Genomic DNA, 17,365 nt, shown 5'->3' with positions numbered 1-17,365 from the left:
AACTGCTTCAGGTTGTGAGGATCAACCGATGGCCTTGACCTCGAGCCTGCGGAACCAGATCTCGGCGTACTCAATCTCGAGAGCGATCTTGCCACGCGTTAACGGCACGAAGCCGCCGGGATTGGCTGGGTCCGGTTGCTGCAGCCTTGTAATGGTATTGACGCAGCGGCCATTGATGATATGCGCAGCGCGGTCGCCCTGCCAGAGCACCTCGACCGTATTCCAATCGTCCAGCTTCTCGAAGTTTCCGTCTTTGATCTTGCGGCCTGTGCTCGGCTCTTCCGTGCTGGGCTTGCCGGCGGCGTTGGCGGCATCGCTATCAGGCGCAGGCCAGCCATGGGCCGGACTTAAGCCCTGGCCGAAGAGTCCAGCGTCATGCGGAGACTGCACGCCACGAACACCGTCCACCAGAAAGAAGTCGCCAACATCGCCTTCTTCAATCTGGCATTCCACGCAGCGCGGCCATACCTTGTCTTCACCCACCAACCCGTAGAGCAGCCCGTTGTCGCGCTTGCTGATCGTGCGGGGTGCAAACTGTTTGACGCCCCACTTGTACTCCAGGCGAATGCGCACATTTTCAAATTCCTGGTGCGTCGCCAGGTAGCCCGCCTCGTACTGGGTGTCGTCCACATCAGCGCCCATGATGTGGAGCATCTCGTTCTCCACGGTGAGAATGCGCTTCTTCTCCGCCACGCCCTTGCCGCTCTTCTGAAGCATGGAATACCAGCCAGTCAGATCGCGATCATTGATTAGCGAGATCCATCCGTTGGCCCCCGGCGGAGGCAGCGTCAGCTTGGGCGGTGCAGCCTGTGCAAGAGTTGTAAGAGGCAGCAGCGTGGGACCCAGCGCAAGCGTACCCATCCCCTTCAATACGTGTCGGCGGTTGATCATGCAGTTTCCTCAATTCAAAAGTAGTCACAGCCGTTAGGTTCGTCTGGGGCGTCGAGCCTCTCGCCAGCGATCTATTCCATACTAAGGTGCGCTAGCACTTATAGGTGGTCTAGATTGACTCGTCAGGATCGAAGTTTCCGATAATCCCGTTTTGCGGGAACCATGTCTCACTGACCAGAATCCGACTTCCCAGGACCAACCGATCCACAGTGGCGCCCATGTTCGATAACCTGCCCAACCTGGGCGCCACCAAATTCCAACCTTCTTTATTCGACTCCGCGCGAGAACTCCTCGATGGTTGTGGATCCGTGAAACTTTTCAGTTCCAGGATTGCCAAAGTGAATCCACCCTGAGTTGAAGCCCTTGACCATCTCGATATATAAACCAGTCCGATCTGCCGGAGTGCCCATCGCCTCCAGAACGCTTTGCCACGCCTGCTCGGGGAGCGGCACAGCCTTCACATCACGACCCAGTGCCTTGCCGAACGCGGTTGCGACTTCGTACAGGTTCGTTCCGCCTTTCGGCCCGTCGACTTCGAGCACGCGTTCTCCAGTCCAGCTCTGCTGCAGTACCTGAGCGCCGGCCAGACCGATGTCACGAGTCGCGACCAAAGGGAACTTACGATCGAGTGGTGCATAGAAGAAGGGCATTTCGCCAGAATTGCGGATGCTGTCCGACATCCCCAACCAGTTCTCCATGAAGCTGCCCGCCCGAAGATACGCCACGGGAATCGAAAGGGTGCGTGTGGCCTCCTCCATCAGATGTGTCGATGTGATCAGTCCGAGTCCACTCGTTTGTTCTGCACCGATGGAAGAAAGGAAGACTGCCTTTCCTGGCTTTGACTGATCCAAAGCTTCACGCATGGCTGCGATACCGCGCTTCTGGTCCGGCAGATCAGGTGCGGGTGCGAAGTCCGGTGGGATCATCGCGAAGACTCCCTCGGATTCCGTAAATGCTCTCGAGAGTCCCTGAGCGTCGTCATACGCCGACGTTACCAGTTCGACACCTCGATCGGCCCAACCTTTTGCTTTTTCCGGATTGCGGACGACTCCGCGAACCTTTTTGCCTGCCGCGAGCAGGTTTTCCGCTACTGTTCCGCCTACCCTACCGGTTATTCCCATTACTGTGAACATAGTTGCTCACCTCCTATACAAGTAGATACTTGTATTTATCTGAAAGATGCAAGTATTTACTTGTTTTAATGTTTCTGCAAAAATCATTGAGTGACGGTCTTCGATCCAAAGCGGAAGCGCAATGCGCGGGGAGAACAGCGATTACGAGACTTGCTTCGCGCAGCGGCCACGGTCTTCGGGCGTATTGGGTATCACGAAACCACCACGAATGCGATTGCTTTGGAAGCAGGGGTGTCTCCCGCAACGCTTTATCAGTTCTTCCCCAACAAGGAAGCAATCGCGAGCGCCCTCGCCTCCATGTACGCTCGCGAAATGGCCGAAGCGGAACAAGCGATTGATCCGGAAGGCAAACTGGACTTCACTACGGCTGTGACCGAGCTGATCGATCTATGCATGGGCTATAACCAGAAGCATCCCGAGTTTCACACTCTCGTGGTCGACGCACCGCTCACACCCTCCGCGCGCGAAGACAAGAAAATCCTGGGGCAGGTCTTCGTCGAATTTATCGCGCTCCGTCTTCGAAAGGAACGGCCGAGTCTGTCGCGCTCGGAAGCGGTTCATCACGGGCAAGTAGCGCTCATGATCTTCCGCGGCATCCTCGACGAGTTGACGATCTCCTCTCCCCACGCCCGTCTGCGCCTGCAGCGGGCTATGCGCAGCGCGATCCTGCGCTACCTCACTCCTGTACTCGTCGGATAGGGTGGACAGTCGTTGCCGAGGCCAGGAGATAGGCAGTTATTTCAGGATGGTTGGCAGATCGGAAGTTCCAAGGGACGAGCCAGGGTCTGCGCAAAGACCCACCGCTAAACCCGCTCAATCCAGATCGAAGAAAACGTATTCGGCTCCTCGTCGATCCCCCGATACCCCGGCGCAACCGTCCGCAGAAACGCCTCATCATGATGCCGGATCAACGGTGTCGACAGCGCCACCGAAAACTGGCTGTTCCCGCAAAGCAGCGCATGCAGCAGCATCGACTCGTTCCACCACATCGGCCAGACACTCTCGTAGACCCAGTACTCCGCAGGGTAAGGACCGTGATACGGAAACGGAATGTCGTGAATATGAATCAGCGGGCCCGACTGCAAAGCCGGCAGCACCTCAAGAAATAGAAACGGCACATCCCCATCCACCCGGACAATGTGGCTTGAGTCGATAAACAGCACATCGTCCTTACCCAGCGAAGTAAACACCTCCAACCCCACATCCTGTACCTCCTGCCGGAGAACGCTAATCCCGGGGAGCGTCTTCAAAGCGGCAAACGGATGAGGCTCGATGCAGGTAATCTTCATCGGATAGCCCTCACGCGCGTTCTTCATCGCTGCAAGGCTCGCATAGTAGGTCGACAGCCCCGAACCAACCTCGACATACTGCGCAGGCTTCCTCGCCCGCAGCATCGCATACAGCACCTCCGCATCGAACCTCGGATACCCAGGCCCGAACCCAAGATCCAGCGCCTCTTCATACGAGGTAAATATCTCGGAGAATTCGCCGAGATAACGGCCCAGCAGATCCGCCAGCTTCGTCTTCATCTTTTCCAGGTCGTATTCCACACCCAGCAGAGAACTCGGCCCGCTCCACCGTCTCTTCGTAGACTTCAGTGCCTCGCGCGACGGCAGCGGGGAGTAGTAGTCGCTCTTCCGCGCCACCACAAATCCGCACCGGTCCATCGTCCACTGAAAGGCACGTGCCGGAGAATTCTTAACGGAACGAAGCCCTCCATACAAACTCTCCGGTAGAGTCGCCTTCAACAACGTTCTGACTGGCATCTCCTGTGGCATTTCCGACAAGCCTTCCCTGCGATTATGGGAACAAGAGAAAACTATCACTCCCCCGACCCTGGTCGTGTCACACCGTCGTCAGACAATCGTCAAATCTTCGTCCGATTTCACCCCAGGCTAGTCAATGACCATCTCCCGTTAATAAAAATCACAATTTCCACAGAAAAGGTCTATTCCGTTGGCGTATTTTTCGACGTCGAAAAATACGCATCCAAAACGCCACGTTTACCATGCGAAACACCACAACGTCACCATCGAAAAACCACGTTCGAAACCACGTTTTTCCCAAAACACCCTAAAAACCTCAACAAAAACAGCAAAGCCCCGGGTTCACCGGGGCTCCACTTTTTTTCTTGAAACAACTTCTTAGTACATGCCGTCCATGCCGCCGCCGCCATGCTGATGTCCGCCGCCGCCAGCTTCCTTCTTCTCTGGGATATCCGAGATCATCGCTTCGGTGGTCAACATCAACCCAGCGATCGAAGCCGCGTTCTGCAGAGCAGTGCGCGTCACCTTGGTCGGATCGATCACACCAGCCTTCACCAGGTCCTCGTAGGCGCCAGTCGCGGCGTTGTAGCCGTAGTTGGACTCCTTCGATTCGTGGATCTTGCCGATCACCACTGCGCCCTCTTCGCCCGCGTTCGAGACGATCATGCGCAACGGCTCCTCGATCGCGCGACGGATGATCGTTGCACCGATCTTCTCGTCGCCTTCAAGGCTCTTGATCACTGCCTCAACTGCAGCCGTGCAGCGAATGAACGCCACACCGCCGCCCGGGACGATGCCTTCCTCAACCGCAGCGCGAGTAGCATGCATCGCATCCTCGACACGAGCCTTCTTTTCCTTCATCTCGGTCTCGGTTGCCGCACCCACCTTGATCACTGCAACGCCGCCAACCAGCTTGGCCAAACGCTCCTGCAGCTTCTCACGGTCGTAGTCAGAGGTGGTCTTGTCGATCTGTGCGCGAATCTCCTTCACGCGTCCTTCGACATCGCCATCCTTGCCGCCGCCATCAACGATGGTGGTGTTGTCCTTGTCGATTGTCACGCGCTTCGCAGTGCCGAGATCTTCGATCTTGACGCCCTCGAGCTTGATGCCGAGGTCTTCCGTGATCGCCTTGCCGCCGGTCAGAATCGCGATATCCTGCAGCATCGCCTTGCGACGATCGCCGAAGCCAGGAGCCTTCACAGCAGCAACATTCAAGGTGCCACGCAGCTTGTTGACGACCAGAGTCGCAAGCGCCTCACCATCCACATCCTCGGCAATGATGACGAGGGGCTTGGCGGTACGTGCAATCTGCTCGAGCAATGGCAGCAGGTCCTTCATCGACGAGATCTTCTTCTCGTAGATCAGGATGTAGGGATTCTCCTGGGCAACTTCCATCCGCTCTGCATCGGTTACGAAGTAAGGCGAAAGATAGCCACGATCGAACTGCATCCCCTCTACGACATCCAGCTGAGTCTCCATCGTGCGGGACTCTTCCACGGTGATGACGCCATCCTTGCCAACCTTCTTCATCGCCTCGGCGATGATCACGCCGATCTGCGAGTCAGAGTTTGCCGAGATGGTCCCGACCTGAGCGATCATATCGCCCGAGACAGGCTTCGAAAGCTTGCTCAGTTCTCCGCCAACCGGAGCGCCATTCTCATCGCGCTTGCCGATGATGGCTTCGACAGCCTTATCGATGCCGCGCTTCAGCGCCATCGGGTTCGCACCGGCAGCAACCGTCTTCACACCCTCGCGATAGATCGCCTGGGCCAGAACGGTTGCAGTGGTGGTACCGTCGCCGGCGACATCCGAGGTCTTCGAAGCAACTTCGCGAACCATCTGCGCGCCCATGTTCTCGAGCGCATTCGCAAGCTCGATCTCCTTGGCAACGGTCACGCCGTCCTTGGTGATCGTCGGCGAACCGAACTTCTTCTCGATAACGACATTGCGACCCTTAGGTCCAAGCGTCACCTTCACTGCGTCGGCCAAAATATTGACACCACGCAGGATAGCCTGACGCGAATCTTCTCCATGCAGAATCTGTTTTGCCATTGTCTTACTCCTGTTACCAGCTCAAAAGCTGGTGAAATGTTTGTAATAAGGCGCCCGAAGCGCCGATTCGGCGGCAAAGCCGCGGTATACGGCCCGAACTGCTTACTTCTTGAGGATGCCGAGGACTTCTTCTTCGCGCATGATCAACAACTCTTCGCCGTCGATCTTGATCTCGGTACCCGAATACTTGCCGAACAGAATGCTGTCGCCAGCCTTCACATCTAGCGGAAATACCTTACCTTCGTCGTTCGATTTGCCCTTGCCGACGGAGATCACCTCGCCCTGCTGCGGCTTCTCTTTTGCCGAATCCGGGATGATGATCCCGCCACGAATGCTTTCGCCCTCTTCAATGCGCCGAACCAGAATCCGGTCGTGCAGCGGTGTAAATGATGTTGTCGCCATTGCTTTGCATCTCCTTAGTGCGATTTGGCGAACGGCAAGCCGTTCGCGATTGTCAAGCGCAGCATCGGCCATCAACCGCTGGCCGCCGCCGCAAATGAATGAGTGGAACTGGCCATAGGCCCGGCTCGAAAGCAAACCAGAGAGCCGTTAGCACTCAAGCCTTCCGATTGCTAACGATAGTCAGGCCGCTTCCTGTTGTCAACCTGAATACGTGAAATGTGAGTGAAACTCGCGCAAGCCTCGCTCAGACTCTCCCGTCTGGTGCCTATGCGTACAATCCAAGCTCAAAAGTCGTAAAATGGGCCCATGTCGTTACGTCGCACCGTCTGGTCCCTCTCGTTTCTCGTTCTCTTCCTGGCCTTCACACCCTGCCTCCCAGCTAAGGCTCAGGATCAGGACGCGCCCGTAAAACGCGGCCGCAAGTACAAGGCTCCCCCGGCTACCTCGCACATCGAGGTCACCGTACTCAAAAAGGCCAATGGCAAGCCCATAATGAACGCCGCTGTCGTCTTCAACTCATCAATGAACGGCAAGGACGAGGGCAACCTCGAAGTCAAAACCGACCCCGACGGCAAAGCGACCATCGACGTCATCCCCACCGGCAGCACCGTTCGCGTTCAGGTCATCGCTCCTGGTTATGCCACCTTCGCCGAGGAGTATCAGGTGACCGATCCCACCAAGGAGATCGCCATCGCTATGGTCCGCCCAAAGGAGCAGATCTCCTCTTATGTCAACAATGAGGGTAAGGACTCCAGCAGAAAAGCAGGCGTCCAGGAGCCGATAAGGCCCACCACGCCGACATCCAAGCCCGCGCCCAGCAGTCCTCCTGCAACTTCGCAGCAGCCCGCGACTCCAAACTCAACACCTCAGCAATAACGGATAGCAACAAGGAGTCTATGGACAAGCCGCTAACAGGAAAGACTGTGCTTGTAACCGGAGCAGCCAAGCGCATCGGTCGTTGCATCGCCCTGGCCCTTGCCGAACGCGGCGCGGACGTAGCGATCACCTATCTCGCCTCCCAAACCGAAGCCGAGCAGACGGTGCAAGCACTCGAGGCCCGCGACGTTGATGCGCTGGCGATCCGTTGCGATCTCCGCAACCCCGAAGATATCGAGCAAACAGTCGCCACCGTCATCAACGACTTCGGCCGCATCGACCTCCTCGTCAACAACGCCGGCATCTTTGCATCCGAGGCTCTCGAAGAAATCTCTGCCGATCAATGGGACGCGATGTTCACCACCAACACCCGCGCACCTTTTCTGATGGCCAAAGCCGCACACCCGTATCTTCGCGCCGTCAAAGGGCGGATCCTGAACATCGGTTCGCTTGGCGGCCTGCACCCTTGGGCCACCCATGCCCACTACTGCACCTCGAAGGCTGCACTGCACATGCTCTCACAGACCATGGCCAAGGCCTGGGCCCCCGAGATCAGCGTGAACTGCATCGCCCCCGGCATGATCGTTCAGGGCGAAGTGGACGAAGCCTACGAGCACCTGGCCCGTAAGACGCCTATGCAGCGCAACGGCACGGCGGAAGATGTGGCTGCTGCCGCCATCTTCTTCGCAACCGCGCCGCACTTCATCACCGGCCAGCTCCTCGCCGTCGACGGCGGCCTTGGCCTGTAGCATCAGTTCCTAAACGCCCAGCACCCGGCGCCACCAGCTCTTCTCTTTGTACTCTGCGTAAAGCTTCAGCGGCTCCAACTGCGGAGGCATCGGCTTACCCAAAAACACGGCCAGAGGATTGGACAGGCACAGCATGTGCGCGTAGTCCGGCCCATACTTGCTCGCTACTAGTTCGAGTGCCTCCCGCATCTTCGGAACGCGCGAAGTTGTGTTGTGCGCATCTGTCGCGAGAAAATGCACCCACCGGTTCTCCAGTAGCTCATGCGCCATCCGCTCGGCGCGCTTGCCCATGCGCCCCAGAACAGACCCCGCCGTTACCTGCACCAGCACGCCACGCTGCAGCCACTCCGCCACTCGGGTCTCGTCGCTCTGCAGCGTCGGATTCCTCTCCGGGTGCGTCAAAATCGGCGTCAGTCCGGCTAGCTGCAGTTGATAGAAAATCTCCGTCAGGCCTCGCGGCAAGCCGTAGTCAGGAACTTCGACCAGCAGATATCCCAGCCCGTTAATGCTGAACTTGGTGGGGTCCGACTTCGCTTCCTGAATGTTTTCGTACGACATATGGAAGTCGCATCCACGGCCAAGCTTCAGACCTACCGCGTCACGATCGAGGATGCCCTGCAACTCAGCAATCTTTGCGTCGATGTCAGCAGGGTCGTAGAAATATTGTCCGTTCGAATGCGGCGTACAGACGATATGAGTGATCCCGTCCGCCGCAGCCATCTTCGCCATGGCCACCGAGGTCTCGAGGCTTGAAGCACCATCGTCCATGCCCCACAGAAGGTGATGGTGAATGTCTATCATTGCGTAGCTAGGTTACACCACGTCAGTTTGGCCGCACTCTATCGAGCCGAAGCCAATGACCCCGCCATCGCCTGAAACAGCAATAGCCCATCGGCCGAGCCGAGCAGCGCTTCGCTGGAACGGTCCGGATGGGGCATCAATCCAAGCACGTTGCGTCCTTCGCTGAGCACACCCGCGATATTCTCGAGCGACCCATTCGGATTCGCCTGAGCCGTCACCGCACCCTCGCGCGTCGCATAGCGAAACGCGATGCGGTCTTCCTTTTTCAGCGCATCCAGTGTGGCTGCGTCGCAGAAGTAGTTGCCTTCCATATGTCCAATCGGCATCTGCAGCACTTGTCCGCGAGAGAGGCCGTGCGTGAAGGGAGAGTCGTTGGTATCGGTGCGCAGAAATGTTTGCTTGCAGATGTAATGCTGGCTGGCATTGCGCATCAGCGCTCCCGGTAGCAGGCCTGCCTCGCACAGAATCTGAAATCCGTTGCAGATTCCCATCACCAGACCGCCGTTTTGCGCGAACTTCTTGACCGACTGCATCACTGGCGCAAAGCGCGCAATGGCGCCGGTTCTCAAGTAGTCGCCATAGGCAAATCCGCCGGGAACGAGGATGGCGTCGCAGCCCTGGAGGTCTTCGGAGGCATGCCAGAGGTAGGTTGCGGGATGGTGCGCGATCGCCTCGACCACATGGTGGGTGTCGTGGTCGCAGTTGGACCCGGGGAAGACCAAAACGCCAAATTTCATACTTTAACGATAGCATTCGCCACCCGAGAGCTTGAAAACGGGTGCGAACCTGGAAAAAATTATGGTTGTGGTGGTGAGTGCGGTTTTACAGGGGGTTTGGCGTTTTCCACCGTGCAAAATGATTGTTTTTTGCTGGTGAGAAGGTGGTCTTTTGCATGGCTGACGTGGTCTTTTAGCACGACGTTTTTCGGGTTCTAAAAATACGCCATGTTTTTAAAGTTTATTTTTGGACAGGCCCGCTGCGCGCGGGGCGGTCACTTCGTGACTTGTGTACCCCTTCGGTTGGCGCTCCCGTTGGTCGCGATGAGATATCTTTCGTCGACCAACGGGAGGCCCGTGGCGAAGCCGGTATACGCGTCACGAAGTGACCCTTAGACCGGGGCGTAGATGGCAAAGCCGCGCGGCGGAGCAGGGAACTCGGATCTGCCCTCAGCGTCCGTCGTCCGCTCGTCCGGGTGCGCGGTGTCGTGACCATCCCAGGCGATTGGAGCGAACCTCTGGTTAGGCCACTTCGTCTTGACCGAGGTGCCCGACCACTTATCTCCCAGATTGTTCAGCACATAGATCAAGCCCGGTTGATCGACGCTGTCATCCTTGAAGCCAACTCGCTGCATGATGTAGAGATCGGGGTCCGCGTGGAGAATCTGCGAGTCGCCACCGGCGTATTTGCGATGCGCTATGATCAGCGCGTCGATGCCGTTCGGCGTCAGCGGCCGCGCCAGCTCGTTGTTGTAGTAGTCGTACCAGAAGATGCTTGGGTAGCCTTCGTGCACCATGATGAATGAGTAGGCCATCATCTTGTCGTTGACGATCGCGTTGTCGCCCATATCGTGATTGTCGACAAATGTGGCGGCGTTCATCGGCCGCTTCATTACGACGGCGCCGTCGTCAGTCAGGTTTCGCAGATCGTAGTTCGGTTTGTCGCAGACATCCTTCAGCTTGTAGCGAAGAGGGAAGTCGAAGGCTGCGATCTGATTGTCCGTGATCTTGTTCACTTTATCGAGCCATCCATCGATATCGTCGGAGCCCGACCACATCTCCCCAACGACGTAAGGCGTGAAGTCTTTGCCGTCTTTGACGTAGCGATACTTCGATAGCAGGCCGATCATCCATGCCCCGAAGCCCTTCACGAAATCGAATCGGAAGCCGTCAAAGCCAAGCTCCTCAATCAAAAAGCGAGCGTATTCGAACATCGCCGTGTAGACGACGGGGTTGCGATGGCAGAGGTGCGGGAAGCCCGCGAAGTTCTCGCCTTCGATCATCACCTGTTCATAGCGGCTGGGATGAAAGCAGTTCCAATCGCGGGGAAACTTGCCGCTCTTTGGGTTGAACTTCGTCCACCGTTTCTGACCATCCAGCGGATTGACCTCTTCCTCGTCGGCGCCGGAGTTGTGGTTGATGACCATGTCCGCATACAGGCCGATACCGTTCTTGTGAGCTTTGGCAATCAGCGCCTCCAACTCAGCACGATTGCCGTACAAGGTCTTCACTCCGCCCTTCTGGTCGAAGTCGCCCAGGTCAAAGTAGTCATATGGGTCGTAGCCGACGGAGGTATGGTCGGAGGCCTTCGAGACCGGCGGCAACCAAAGCGCGTTGAATCCAGCTTTGCTTAGGTCTTCCACTTTTTCGGCGATGAAGTTCCACCATTCGCCCTCTTTTTTTTCGTGTTTGGGGGCGTCCCAATAAAACGCCTGCATCATGACAGCCATCTTGATAGTGCTCCATTGTTTGCCCATTCGCGCGAGCGTCTCCATCGCACCAGCAATGTCCGCATCGAATGAAGGGCTTGGTTTATAGTTCTGCTTCAGCAGGTCAGATGCGCCTAAGGACGGTCAGGTTGGTATGGACATCCGAAACAGCAACACGACCACCCATCTGAAGACAGCCGGCGGAGCACTGCTCAGTTGGTGGCGCGCCGCGACGCTCGATGCACTCATCGTAGGAGTGCTCTGGCTGATTGGCCTCGAGCTGATCCGTGTTCCGTTCGCTCCGTTCTGGGCGATTCTCGGCGGCATCCTTCAGATCATCCCAACCTTCGGCGGCATGATCGCGCTGATCGGCCCAGTCCTTGCGGTAGCTTTCAGCGGTCACGATGAGTGGCGCCTCGGTCTGGTCCTCGGCCTCTACGGCTTGATCGTCATCCTTGAAGGTCTTGTGATCGGTCCCTATGTTCTTCATCGAACGACGAAGGTTCCATGGTGGGCTGCATTCCTCGGACCAATCGTGCTGGGCATCCTCATCCCGTTCTGGGGAGTGTTGCTTGCGCCGCCTCTACTGGCCGTCGTCTTTGCCTTTCGCAAACCACCGCCGCCGCCTTCGTTTCCGGGTGCTCAGCCGCCCAGCATTCCGCCACCAAGCGTTCAGCCACCCGGCGCTCAGCCGCCGAGTTTGTAACGAGTCTCAGCCAGCCGATAGAGCGGCCGCCACACCAGCCGATTGATCGTAACTACCATGATCGCCATCACGATGGTTGCCAGCAGCAGAATTTGAAACTGTCCGCTGTCTGTCGCCGCGCTGATGGTTGCTCCAAGCCCGACCGTCTGCAGCGTTTGATTCTTCAGCCGGAAGTACTCGGCGATGATGCTCGCATTCCACGCGCCGCCCGATGCCGTTACCATGCCTGTGACCAGAAACGGAAAGATTCCAGGCAAGATTACGGTCTTCCACTTCTGAATGGTGGTGAAGTGGAAGAGCGTTGCGACTTCTTTGAGGTCGGAGGGGATCGCCATCGCACCCGCGATCACGTTGAACAGGATGTACCACTGCGTTCCAAGCAGCATCAGTGCAATGGAGCCGATGTTCATGCCGCCGCCGATGCGGATAAGAGCAAGGAGGAGGACGGGAAAGAGCGCGGTGGCGGGAACGGACGCTGCAATCTGCGCGATGGGCTGAGCGATTCGCGCAAGTCGAGGATGAAATCCAATCGCAACGCCGGCTGGAATCGTCCAAGCAGCCGCGAGAATGAGGGATACATTCACTCGTAGAAAGGTGGCTGCCGCGCCCTTCAGAATGCCGACGAACTGGCTCCCATGCACCTCACGCAGCAGTGCCAACGCCTGCCAGGCTGCGTAAAGAACCGCAACCGTGGCAACTAGTACGACAAGACCACGCAGTATCTTGGATACGATTCCGTTCTTTGTCGCTCCGCGATCCGCCTTTGGCGCGGGGGCGGGACCATCGACACGCTTTTCTGCGAGCCGCCGATAGAGAATCTCCTCCAATGGAACGAGAGTATTCCGCCCTAAGCTTTGCAGCGCGCGAGAGTGCTGGAACAGGTGAAGCATCGGCGAGTGCACACGCGATGCGCTCTCTACCTGTTCGAATTTGAACTTGTCGCTCCAAGCAATCACGGGTCGCCAGACGAGCTGATCGGTGGCGACGATGATTGCAATCATCGTCAACAATCCCCAGGTGATCGCTGTGTAGTTTCCTGTTCCAGCGGCGGTCTGCAGGTACGATCCCAGTCCCGGAAGGCGGAAGTCGCGCGTCCCCAGCACGAACATCTCGCAGGCCATGAGGAAGAACCAACCGCCGGCAACAGAAACCATCGAGTTCCAAACGAGGCCAATGGCAGCGTAGGGAAGCTCTAACTGGATTAACTTTTGTAAGCGCGAAAACTTATAGATGCTTGCGGCTTCAGTCAGCTCTCTCGGAATGCTCTTGATCGACGAGTAGAAGCTGAAGGCCATGTTCCAAACCTGGCCGGTGAAGATCAGCACAATCGCGCCCATCTCGACGCCTATCTGCCGCGTGGGAAAGAGTGCCACCATCGCAAGCATGACGCCGGGCAGAAAGCTGAGCACTGGAATCGACTGCAGGATGTCGAGTCCTGCGATCATCAGCGGCTCGACGCGCTTGCTGTATGCCGCGATGTAGCCGTAGCCGACGGCGAAGATCAGGCTCAGCAGGTACGCGAGAAAGATTCTTACGACGGAATAAAACGCGTACAGCGGCAGCGCGCGTGGGCTCAGTGAGATTGCGATCTCCGGCTCGGGATGCCCGAACCAGTAGCGTGCAATCACGACGACGCCGTAGAAACAAGCCAGGCCGATTCCCGCAACGCAGAGGTCGAGAAATACGGGCCAGCTGCGCTGCAATACCTGCGATCGCGCGAGCGTCTCCCGGCCTGGGATGTTGCTGAAGCTATCCGGAAACTTCATCATGCATCGATCTCCGCGGTAGAGCTTGCGTCCGCGTCGTGATGCAGCTTCTCGGACTGAATGAAGCGCCGCCGCGAAGCATCGAAGTCGAAGAGCTCTGCGTAGCGGCCCCAGTTGATGGCCGTCTCCAACTGACGCAGAGTCTCGTCTTCGCTGAACTGCTCGTCGAGCATGTCGTGGAAGAACTCCTCGGGTACGCTGCGGTCGCTCTTGGACTCGATCGCGCGCACAATCTGACGCAGGAGCAGAACGTTCTCCACCGCAGCGTTGCGAAAGAGTTCCTTTTGTCGCAGGATCTCTGAGTTCGCATATTCGGCGCCGGTGGAAGTGATGGCGGCGTCGCCTTCTGTAACCGTAAGGAAGCCAAGTAGTTGTGCGGCGTCGACGATGGGTAGGAGGTCGTCGATTTGGAAGGCGAGATCGTCGGCGAGGCGGTAGATGTCGTCCTTGCCGTTGTGGTCGAGCACCAGTTCGAGCAAACCGGCAATTCCACCGGGCCGCGCGTGGGGAAGCATCTGGTAGTGCATCTGCCTTTGATCGCGTACGGGCTTTCCGGTCGAGGTCTGCGGTAGCGCGGGTGGCTGCGCGTCCGGCTGCGTCAGCACCTTGTAGATGTAGTCGACCAGCTGCGTGAAGGCGGTGGCCTTTCGGTCACGTGGATGCGGAATCGCGACCCGGAAGTCGGTCCGCACGTGGCCGGGGTTTCGTCCGAGCACGATGATGCGATCGGCCAGCAAAACCGCCTCTTCGATGTTATGTGTAACGATGAAGATTGCTTGTGTCGGAATCGTTTTGTTTTGCCAGAGCTCCAGCAGTTCGCTGCGCAGATTCTCTGCCGTCAACACGTCCAAAGCAGAGAACGGCTCATCCATGAACAATACTTCAGGCTCGACGACCAGCGCTCGCGCAAAGCCGACACGTTGGCGCATGCCGCCAGACAGCTCCTTCGGATAAGCGGCCTGGAAGCCGTCGAGACCAACGGTGTCGAGGATCTTGAGGCTGCGCTTTCGGCGCTCTGCCGGCTCCATGCCAAGGGCCTTCAGCGGCGCTTCGACGTTCTCGAGCACGGTGAGCCACGGAAAAAGAGCGAAGCTTTGAAACACGATGGAGACGTTCACACTCGCCGTTGCAATTGGCTTCTCGTGCCAATAAACTTCTCCGGCAGAAGGCGTCGACAGACCGGTCAACATTCGCAGAAGAGTAGATTTTCCAGAGCCTGACGGCCCAAGTAATGCAACGATCTCGCCCGCACCGATCGACAGGTCAGTAGGCGAGATCACCTGAATGCGATTCTCGCTTGGTTGCGCGTAGTATTTTTCGACGCGTTCGGCACGTATGATGGCTGTCTGCATAGGAATTTGGTAGGACCGGGAGCGCTTGTGGGAATTTGTGGCGGTTTGGCCGACAACCACCTCTGCGCTCAGCGTATCATTACTGGGTGGGCGAAATATCAATCTGCCGCCTGCGTACGTCAATTTAAAACTGAACCTTGAACCTTCTACTTTTGGGGAAACTTAGCATGGCAGATTTAACCTCTACCGCAACACCCAAGCCCAAGGTGCTGGTCGCTGACGACGAGCAGGTGATTGCGAATACTCTGGCAATAATTCTCAATCAGGCAGGCTTCGAAGCTCGCGCAGTCTTCAGCGGGGAAAAGGCCGTCGAGTCGCTCGAGAGCTTCAAACCCGACATGCTCATCAGCGACGTCATCATGACCGGTATGACCGGCATCGAAGCAGCAATCATCACCCGCAGCAAGCTGCCGAGTTGTAAAATCCTGCTCTTTTCAGGCCAGGCCGCTACTGCGGATCTGCTCGAAAAGGCTCGCGCGCAAGGGCACGAGTTTGAAATCCTCGCGAAGCCCGTCCACCCTACCGATCTTCTGGCAAAGTTGCGCGGCTAGCTCTTCGGCCGCGTGACAAGAAACGACGAAAGCAGCGGGACCGCGTCGGTCCTGCTTTCTTTTGCTCCAAAATAATCGGTTACCGTTGCTCGTGGATCGAAGGGGTGGAAGAAGCAACAGGAAACTGACGCCGCTCCTTTACTTTGACAGCAGGCACTCCCGCATACACCGTCCAGGGCTCGAGAGTTCGCGTCGCAACCGATCCCAGCCCGAGGACCGCTCCCTCACCCACATTGACCCCAGGCGCCACCGACGCTCTCGCACACACCCACGCGTACGCCCCGATCTGCATCGCATAGGCAATCAGAGGAAACGCCGGGTCGTCATAGTCATGGGTCGCCGCGCAAACATACGCGTCCTGAGACAGAATCGCGTGCGAACCCAGAGTGACAGGAGCGGGATTGTAGATCTCGGCGCCGTCTCCAGCCGTCACTTGTTCGGCACAGATGAGATTCCACGGGGCCCAAACCTTCGAACGCGGATAGAAGTGACAGTTCGGCCCCATCGTCGCACCGAAGAGACGCAGAAGAAACGCACGCCAGGAATGTAACGGTCGTGGTGACGTTCTATACAAAATTGCCCAACACAGATTCCAGTTCAGCCGCCTCAGTCTGTCCTGCAACGAAAACGCCGGACGCAGATAGGGGTCTGCGGCTGTCTCCGCCGAAATATGCTCAGCCGCGTTGTAGTGAATCTGCTTCGGCATGAGGACTCTTTCCTACTCGGCTTCGACCGGGGTGGGGGTAAGTACTGTAGCTGTTCCAAATAATCGGATGATCGCCTTCGCATTCTCGCGCATGTCATAGCGGCGATGGAAGCACTGATATGCCAGCTCAGCCATGCGCTGACGTTCGGCAACCGTCATACCAATCCAACCCTTAAGCAGCCTCAACGTACCATCGGGGGTGTCAAGCTCCATCAACCCCGCGCCGTCCTCAGCAATCTCTTCCGCGATATTAACTTTATCGGCCAGCAGAACAGGCTTTCCGCAAGCCAGAGCCTCGGCAACCGCAATCCCGAAGTTCTCCTGGTGCGAAGGTAGGATGAAAGCCTCCGACCCGTAAAACGCTCCCCACTTCGCATCTCCAGTCACCATGCCGGGCCAGAAGACGCGGTCTTTGATCCCCAGGTTCGCGGCCGTCTGCTTCAACTTCGAGCTCCACTGCTGCTGGTCCGGTCCCGCCATCACCAGGTAAAGGTCGGGGTCATCGGCTGCGACCTTCGCGAACGCGTCGATCAGCATGTCGCAGCCCTTCTTGCGATGAATACGCCCAAGGAATAGGAGATATCTCTTGCCTTTGGCCTCAGGGCACTTCGCAAAAAAAGCCCGCTTCTGCACCTCGGGATCGCCTGTCGGACCGCTCGCACCGTACGGCACCACATAACCATTCCAGCGATGCAGCCAGAAGCTTTGCTCCGCGAGCCGCTTCTCCGCCTTCGATGTAAACAGCACGCGGTACGCTCCGCGCAGAATCCAGTACTCCGCCGGAATCCAGTACAGCCACTTCTTGATATGCTTCAGCGGAAACGCGTGTTTGAAGTAGGGATCGAGCATGCCGTGGGTGAACACCACGTAGGGCGTGTTGCCCGCCAGCGTACGCCAAGCAGCATAGCCGCAGTATTGCCAAAGTCCGTTCACCACCACACCGTCAAAGCGGTGACGATTTTCGCGCAGCCAGGGCAACAGCTTTGAGTTGAAGCCATAGGTGGTACGCACCGGACCGAGAGCATGAACCGGAAATCCGATATCGTTCAGATAAGGTGCAGACGGATCGTCCAGCGTGACCACCTCGCCGGTATAGCCGATCGGGCCATAGCTGAGCAGAACCCGAACCGACTCCGTAGGGCCGCCCGCCGCGGGGTTCAGTGTTCCAATGATGTGCAGAATCCGCATA

At 57.5% G+C, this 17,365-nt stretch carries 17 protein-coding genes; 5 read left to right on the top strand and 12 right to left on the bottom strand.

The features are described from left to right. Positions 1-21: 21 nt before the first annotated feature. Both RBB76_RS25400 and RBB76_RS25395 read right to left on the bottom strand, forming a co-directional pair. Positions 22-891 (bottom strand): 3-keto-disaccharide hydrolase, encoded by an 870-nt coding sequence (locus RBB76_RS25400; protein WP_429633960.1) that lies wholly within the window; start codon positions 889-891, stop codon positions 22-24. 266 nt (positions 892-1,157) lie between these two features. Then, positions 1,158-2,024 (bottom strand): NmrA family NAD(P)-binding protein, encoded by an 867-nt coding sequence (locus RBB76_RS25395; RefSeq protein ID WP_429633958.1) that lies wholly within the window; start codon positions 2,022-2,024, stop codon positions 1,158-1,160. Positions 2,025-2,174: 150 nt separating this feature from the next. On the opposite strand from RBB76_RS25395, the gene RBB76_RS25390 reads away from it, so the two are divergent. After that, positions 2,175-2,723 (top strand): TetR/AcrR family transcriptional regulator, encoded by a 549-nt coding sequence (locus tag RBB76_RS25390; protein ID WP_429633956.1) that lies wholly within the window; start codon positions 2,175-2,177, stop codon positions 2,721-2,723. Between the two features lie 104 nt (positions 2,724-2,827). Here the strand turns inward: RBB76_RS25390 and RBB76_RS25385 are convergent, their stop codons facing one another. The 3 genes from RBB76_RS25385 to RBB76_RS25375 form a co-directional block, all read right to left on the bottom strand. Beyond that, complete coding sequence (locus RBB76_RS25385; RefSeq protein WP_429633954.1) at positions 2,828-3,790, bottom strand: class I SAM-dependent methyltransferase; 963 nt, start codon at positions 3,788-3,790, stop codon at positions 2,828-2,830. 378 nt (positions 3,791-4,168) lie between these two features. Then, the gene (groL, locus tag RBB76_RS25380; RefSeq protein ID WP_429633952.1) at positions 4,169-5,842 is read right to left on the bottom strand and encodes a chaperonin GroEL; all 1,674 of its coding nucleotides are present in this window, start codon (positions 5,840-5,842) and stop codon (positions 4,169-4,171) included. A gap of 102 nt (positions 5,843-5,944) precedes the next feature. Then, positions 5,945-6,244, bottom strand: a complete 300-nt coding sequence (locus tag RBB76_RS25375) for a co-chaperone GroES (RefSeq protein WP_020713919.1) — start codon at positions 6,242-6,244, stop codon at positions 5,945-5,947. A 306-nt stretch (positions 6,245-6,550) separates the two neighbouring features. On the opposite strand from RBB76_RS25375, the gene RBB76_RS25370 reads away from it, so the two are divergent. Together RBB76_RS25370 and RBB76_RS25365 are read left to right on the top strand one after the other, a co-directional pair. Then, positions 6,551-7,120: a carboxypeptidase-like regulatory domain-containing protein gene (locus RBB76_RS25370; protein ID WP_429633950.1), complete on the top strand. Its 570-nt coding sequence runs from the start codon at positions 6,551-6,553 to the stop codon at positions 7,118-7,120. Positions 7,121-7,140: 20 nt separating this feature from the next. Continuing rightward, positions 7,141-7,869: an SDR family NAD(P)-dependent oxidoreductase gene (locus tag RBB76_RS25365; RefSeq protein ID WP_429633948.1), complete on the top strand. Its 729-nt coding sequence runs from the start codon at positions 7,141-7,143 to the stop codon at positions 7,867-7,869. Positions 7,870-7,878: 9 nt separating this feature from the next. On the opposite strand, the gene RBB76_RS25360 is transcribed toward RBB76_RS25365, so the two are convergent. From RBB76_RS25360 to RBB76_RS25350, 3 genes are all read right to left on the bottom strand, one after another. After that, a complete protein-coding gene (locus RBB76_RS25360) occupies positions 7,879-8,670 on the bottom strand; it encodes a tyrosine-protein phosphatase (protein WP_429633946.1) in 792 nt (263 codons plus the stop codon). Between the two features lie 38 nt (positions 8,671-8,708). Continuing rightward, positions 8,709-9,407, bottom strand: coding sequence for a phosphoribosylformylglycinamidine synthase subunit PurQ (gene purQ / locus RBB76_RS25355; protein WP_429633944.1), 699 nt, complete (start codon positions 9,405-9,407; stop codon positions 8,709-8,711). A gap of 371 nt (positions 9,408-9,778) precedes the next feature. Further along, complete coding sequence (locus RBB76_RS25350) at positions 9,779-11,143, bottom strand: alpha-amylase domain-containing protein (protein ID WP_429633942.1); 1,365 nt, start codon at positions 11,141-11,143, stop codon at positions 9,779-9,781. Between the two features lie 106 nt (positions 11,144-11,249). Between RBB76_RS25350 and RBB76_RS25345 the strand changes: the two genes are divergently transcribed. Then, positions 11,250-11,801: an AI-2E family transporter gene (locus tag RBB76_RS25345; protein ID WP_429633940.1), complete on the top strand. Its 552-nt coding sequence runs from the start codon at positions 11,250-11,252 to the stop codon at positions 11,799-11,801. On the opposite strand, the gene RBB76_RS25340 is transcribed toward RBB76_RS25345, so the two are convergent. Then, positions 11,783-13,570 carry an ABC transporter permease gene (locus RBB76_RS25340; RefSeq protein WP_429633938.1) on the bottom strand — a complete coding sequence of 596 codons (1,788 nt, stop codon included), beginning with the start codon at positions 13,568-13,570 and terminating at the stop codon, positions 11,783-11,785. The genes RBB76_RS25345 and RBB76_RS25340 overlap by 19 nt on opposite strands. Next, on the bottom strand, positions 13,567-14,919 hold the full coding sequence (locus RBB76_RS25335; protein WP_429633936.1) for a nitrate/sulfonate/bicarbonate ABC transporter ATP-binding protein: 1,353 nt from the start codon (positions 14,917-14,919) through the stop codon (positions 13,567-13,569). The genes RBB76_RS25340 and RBB76_RS25335 overlap by 4 nt, the downstream gene beginning before the upstream one ends. Before the next feature lie 167 nt (positions 14,920-15,086). On the opposite strand from RBB76_RS25335, the gene RBB76_RS25330 reads away from it, so the two are divergent. Continuing rightward, on the top strand, positions 15,087-15,470 hold the full coding sequence (locus RBB76_RS25330) for a response regulator (RefSeq protein WP_183980255.1): 384 nt from the start codon (positions 15,087-15,089) through the stop codon (positions 15,468-15,470). A gap of 79 nt (positions 15,471-15,549) precedes the next feature. Here RBB76_RS25330 and RBB76_RS25325 read toward each other — a convergent pair whose 3' ends face one another. Both RBB76_RS25325 and RBB76_RS25320 read right to left on the bottom strand, forming a co-directional pair. Beyond that, on the bottom strand, positions 15,550-16,176 hold the full coding sequence (locus RBB76_RS25325) for a putative colanic acid biosynthesis acetyltransferase (RefSeq protein ID WP_429633934.1): 627 nt from the start codon (positions 16,174-16,176) through the stop codon (positions 15,550-15,552). Between the two features lie 12 nt (positions 16,177-16,188). After that, positions 16,189-17,364 carry a glycosyltransferase gene (locus RBB76_RS25320; protein WP_429633932.1) on the bottom strand — a complete coding sequence of 392 codons (1,176 nt, stop codon included), beginning with the start codon at positions 17,362-17,364 and terminating at the stop codon, positions 16,189-16,191. Between the last annotated feature and the right edge of the window lies 1 nt (position 17,365).

The organism is Tunturiibacter psychrotolerans (assembly GCF_051013365.1).
GTDB lineage: Bacteria > Acidobacteriota > Terriglobia > Terriglobales > Acidobacteriaceae > Edaphobacter > Edaphobacter psychrotolerans_A.
Note: the sequence above shows the minus strand (reverse complement) of the source record. Positions and strands in the feature narration are given on the sequence as shown.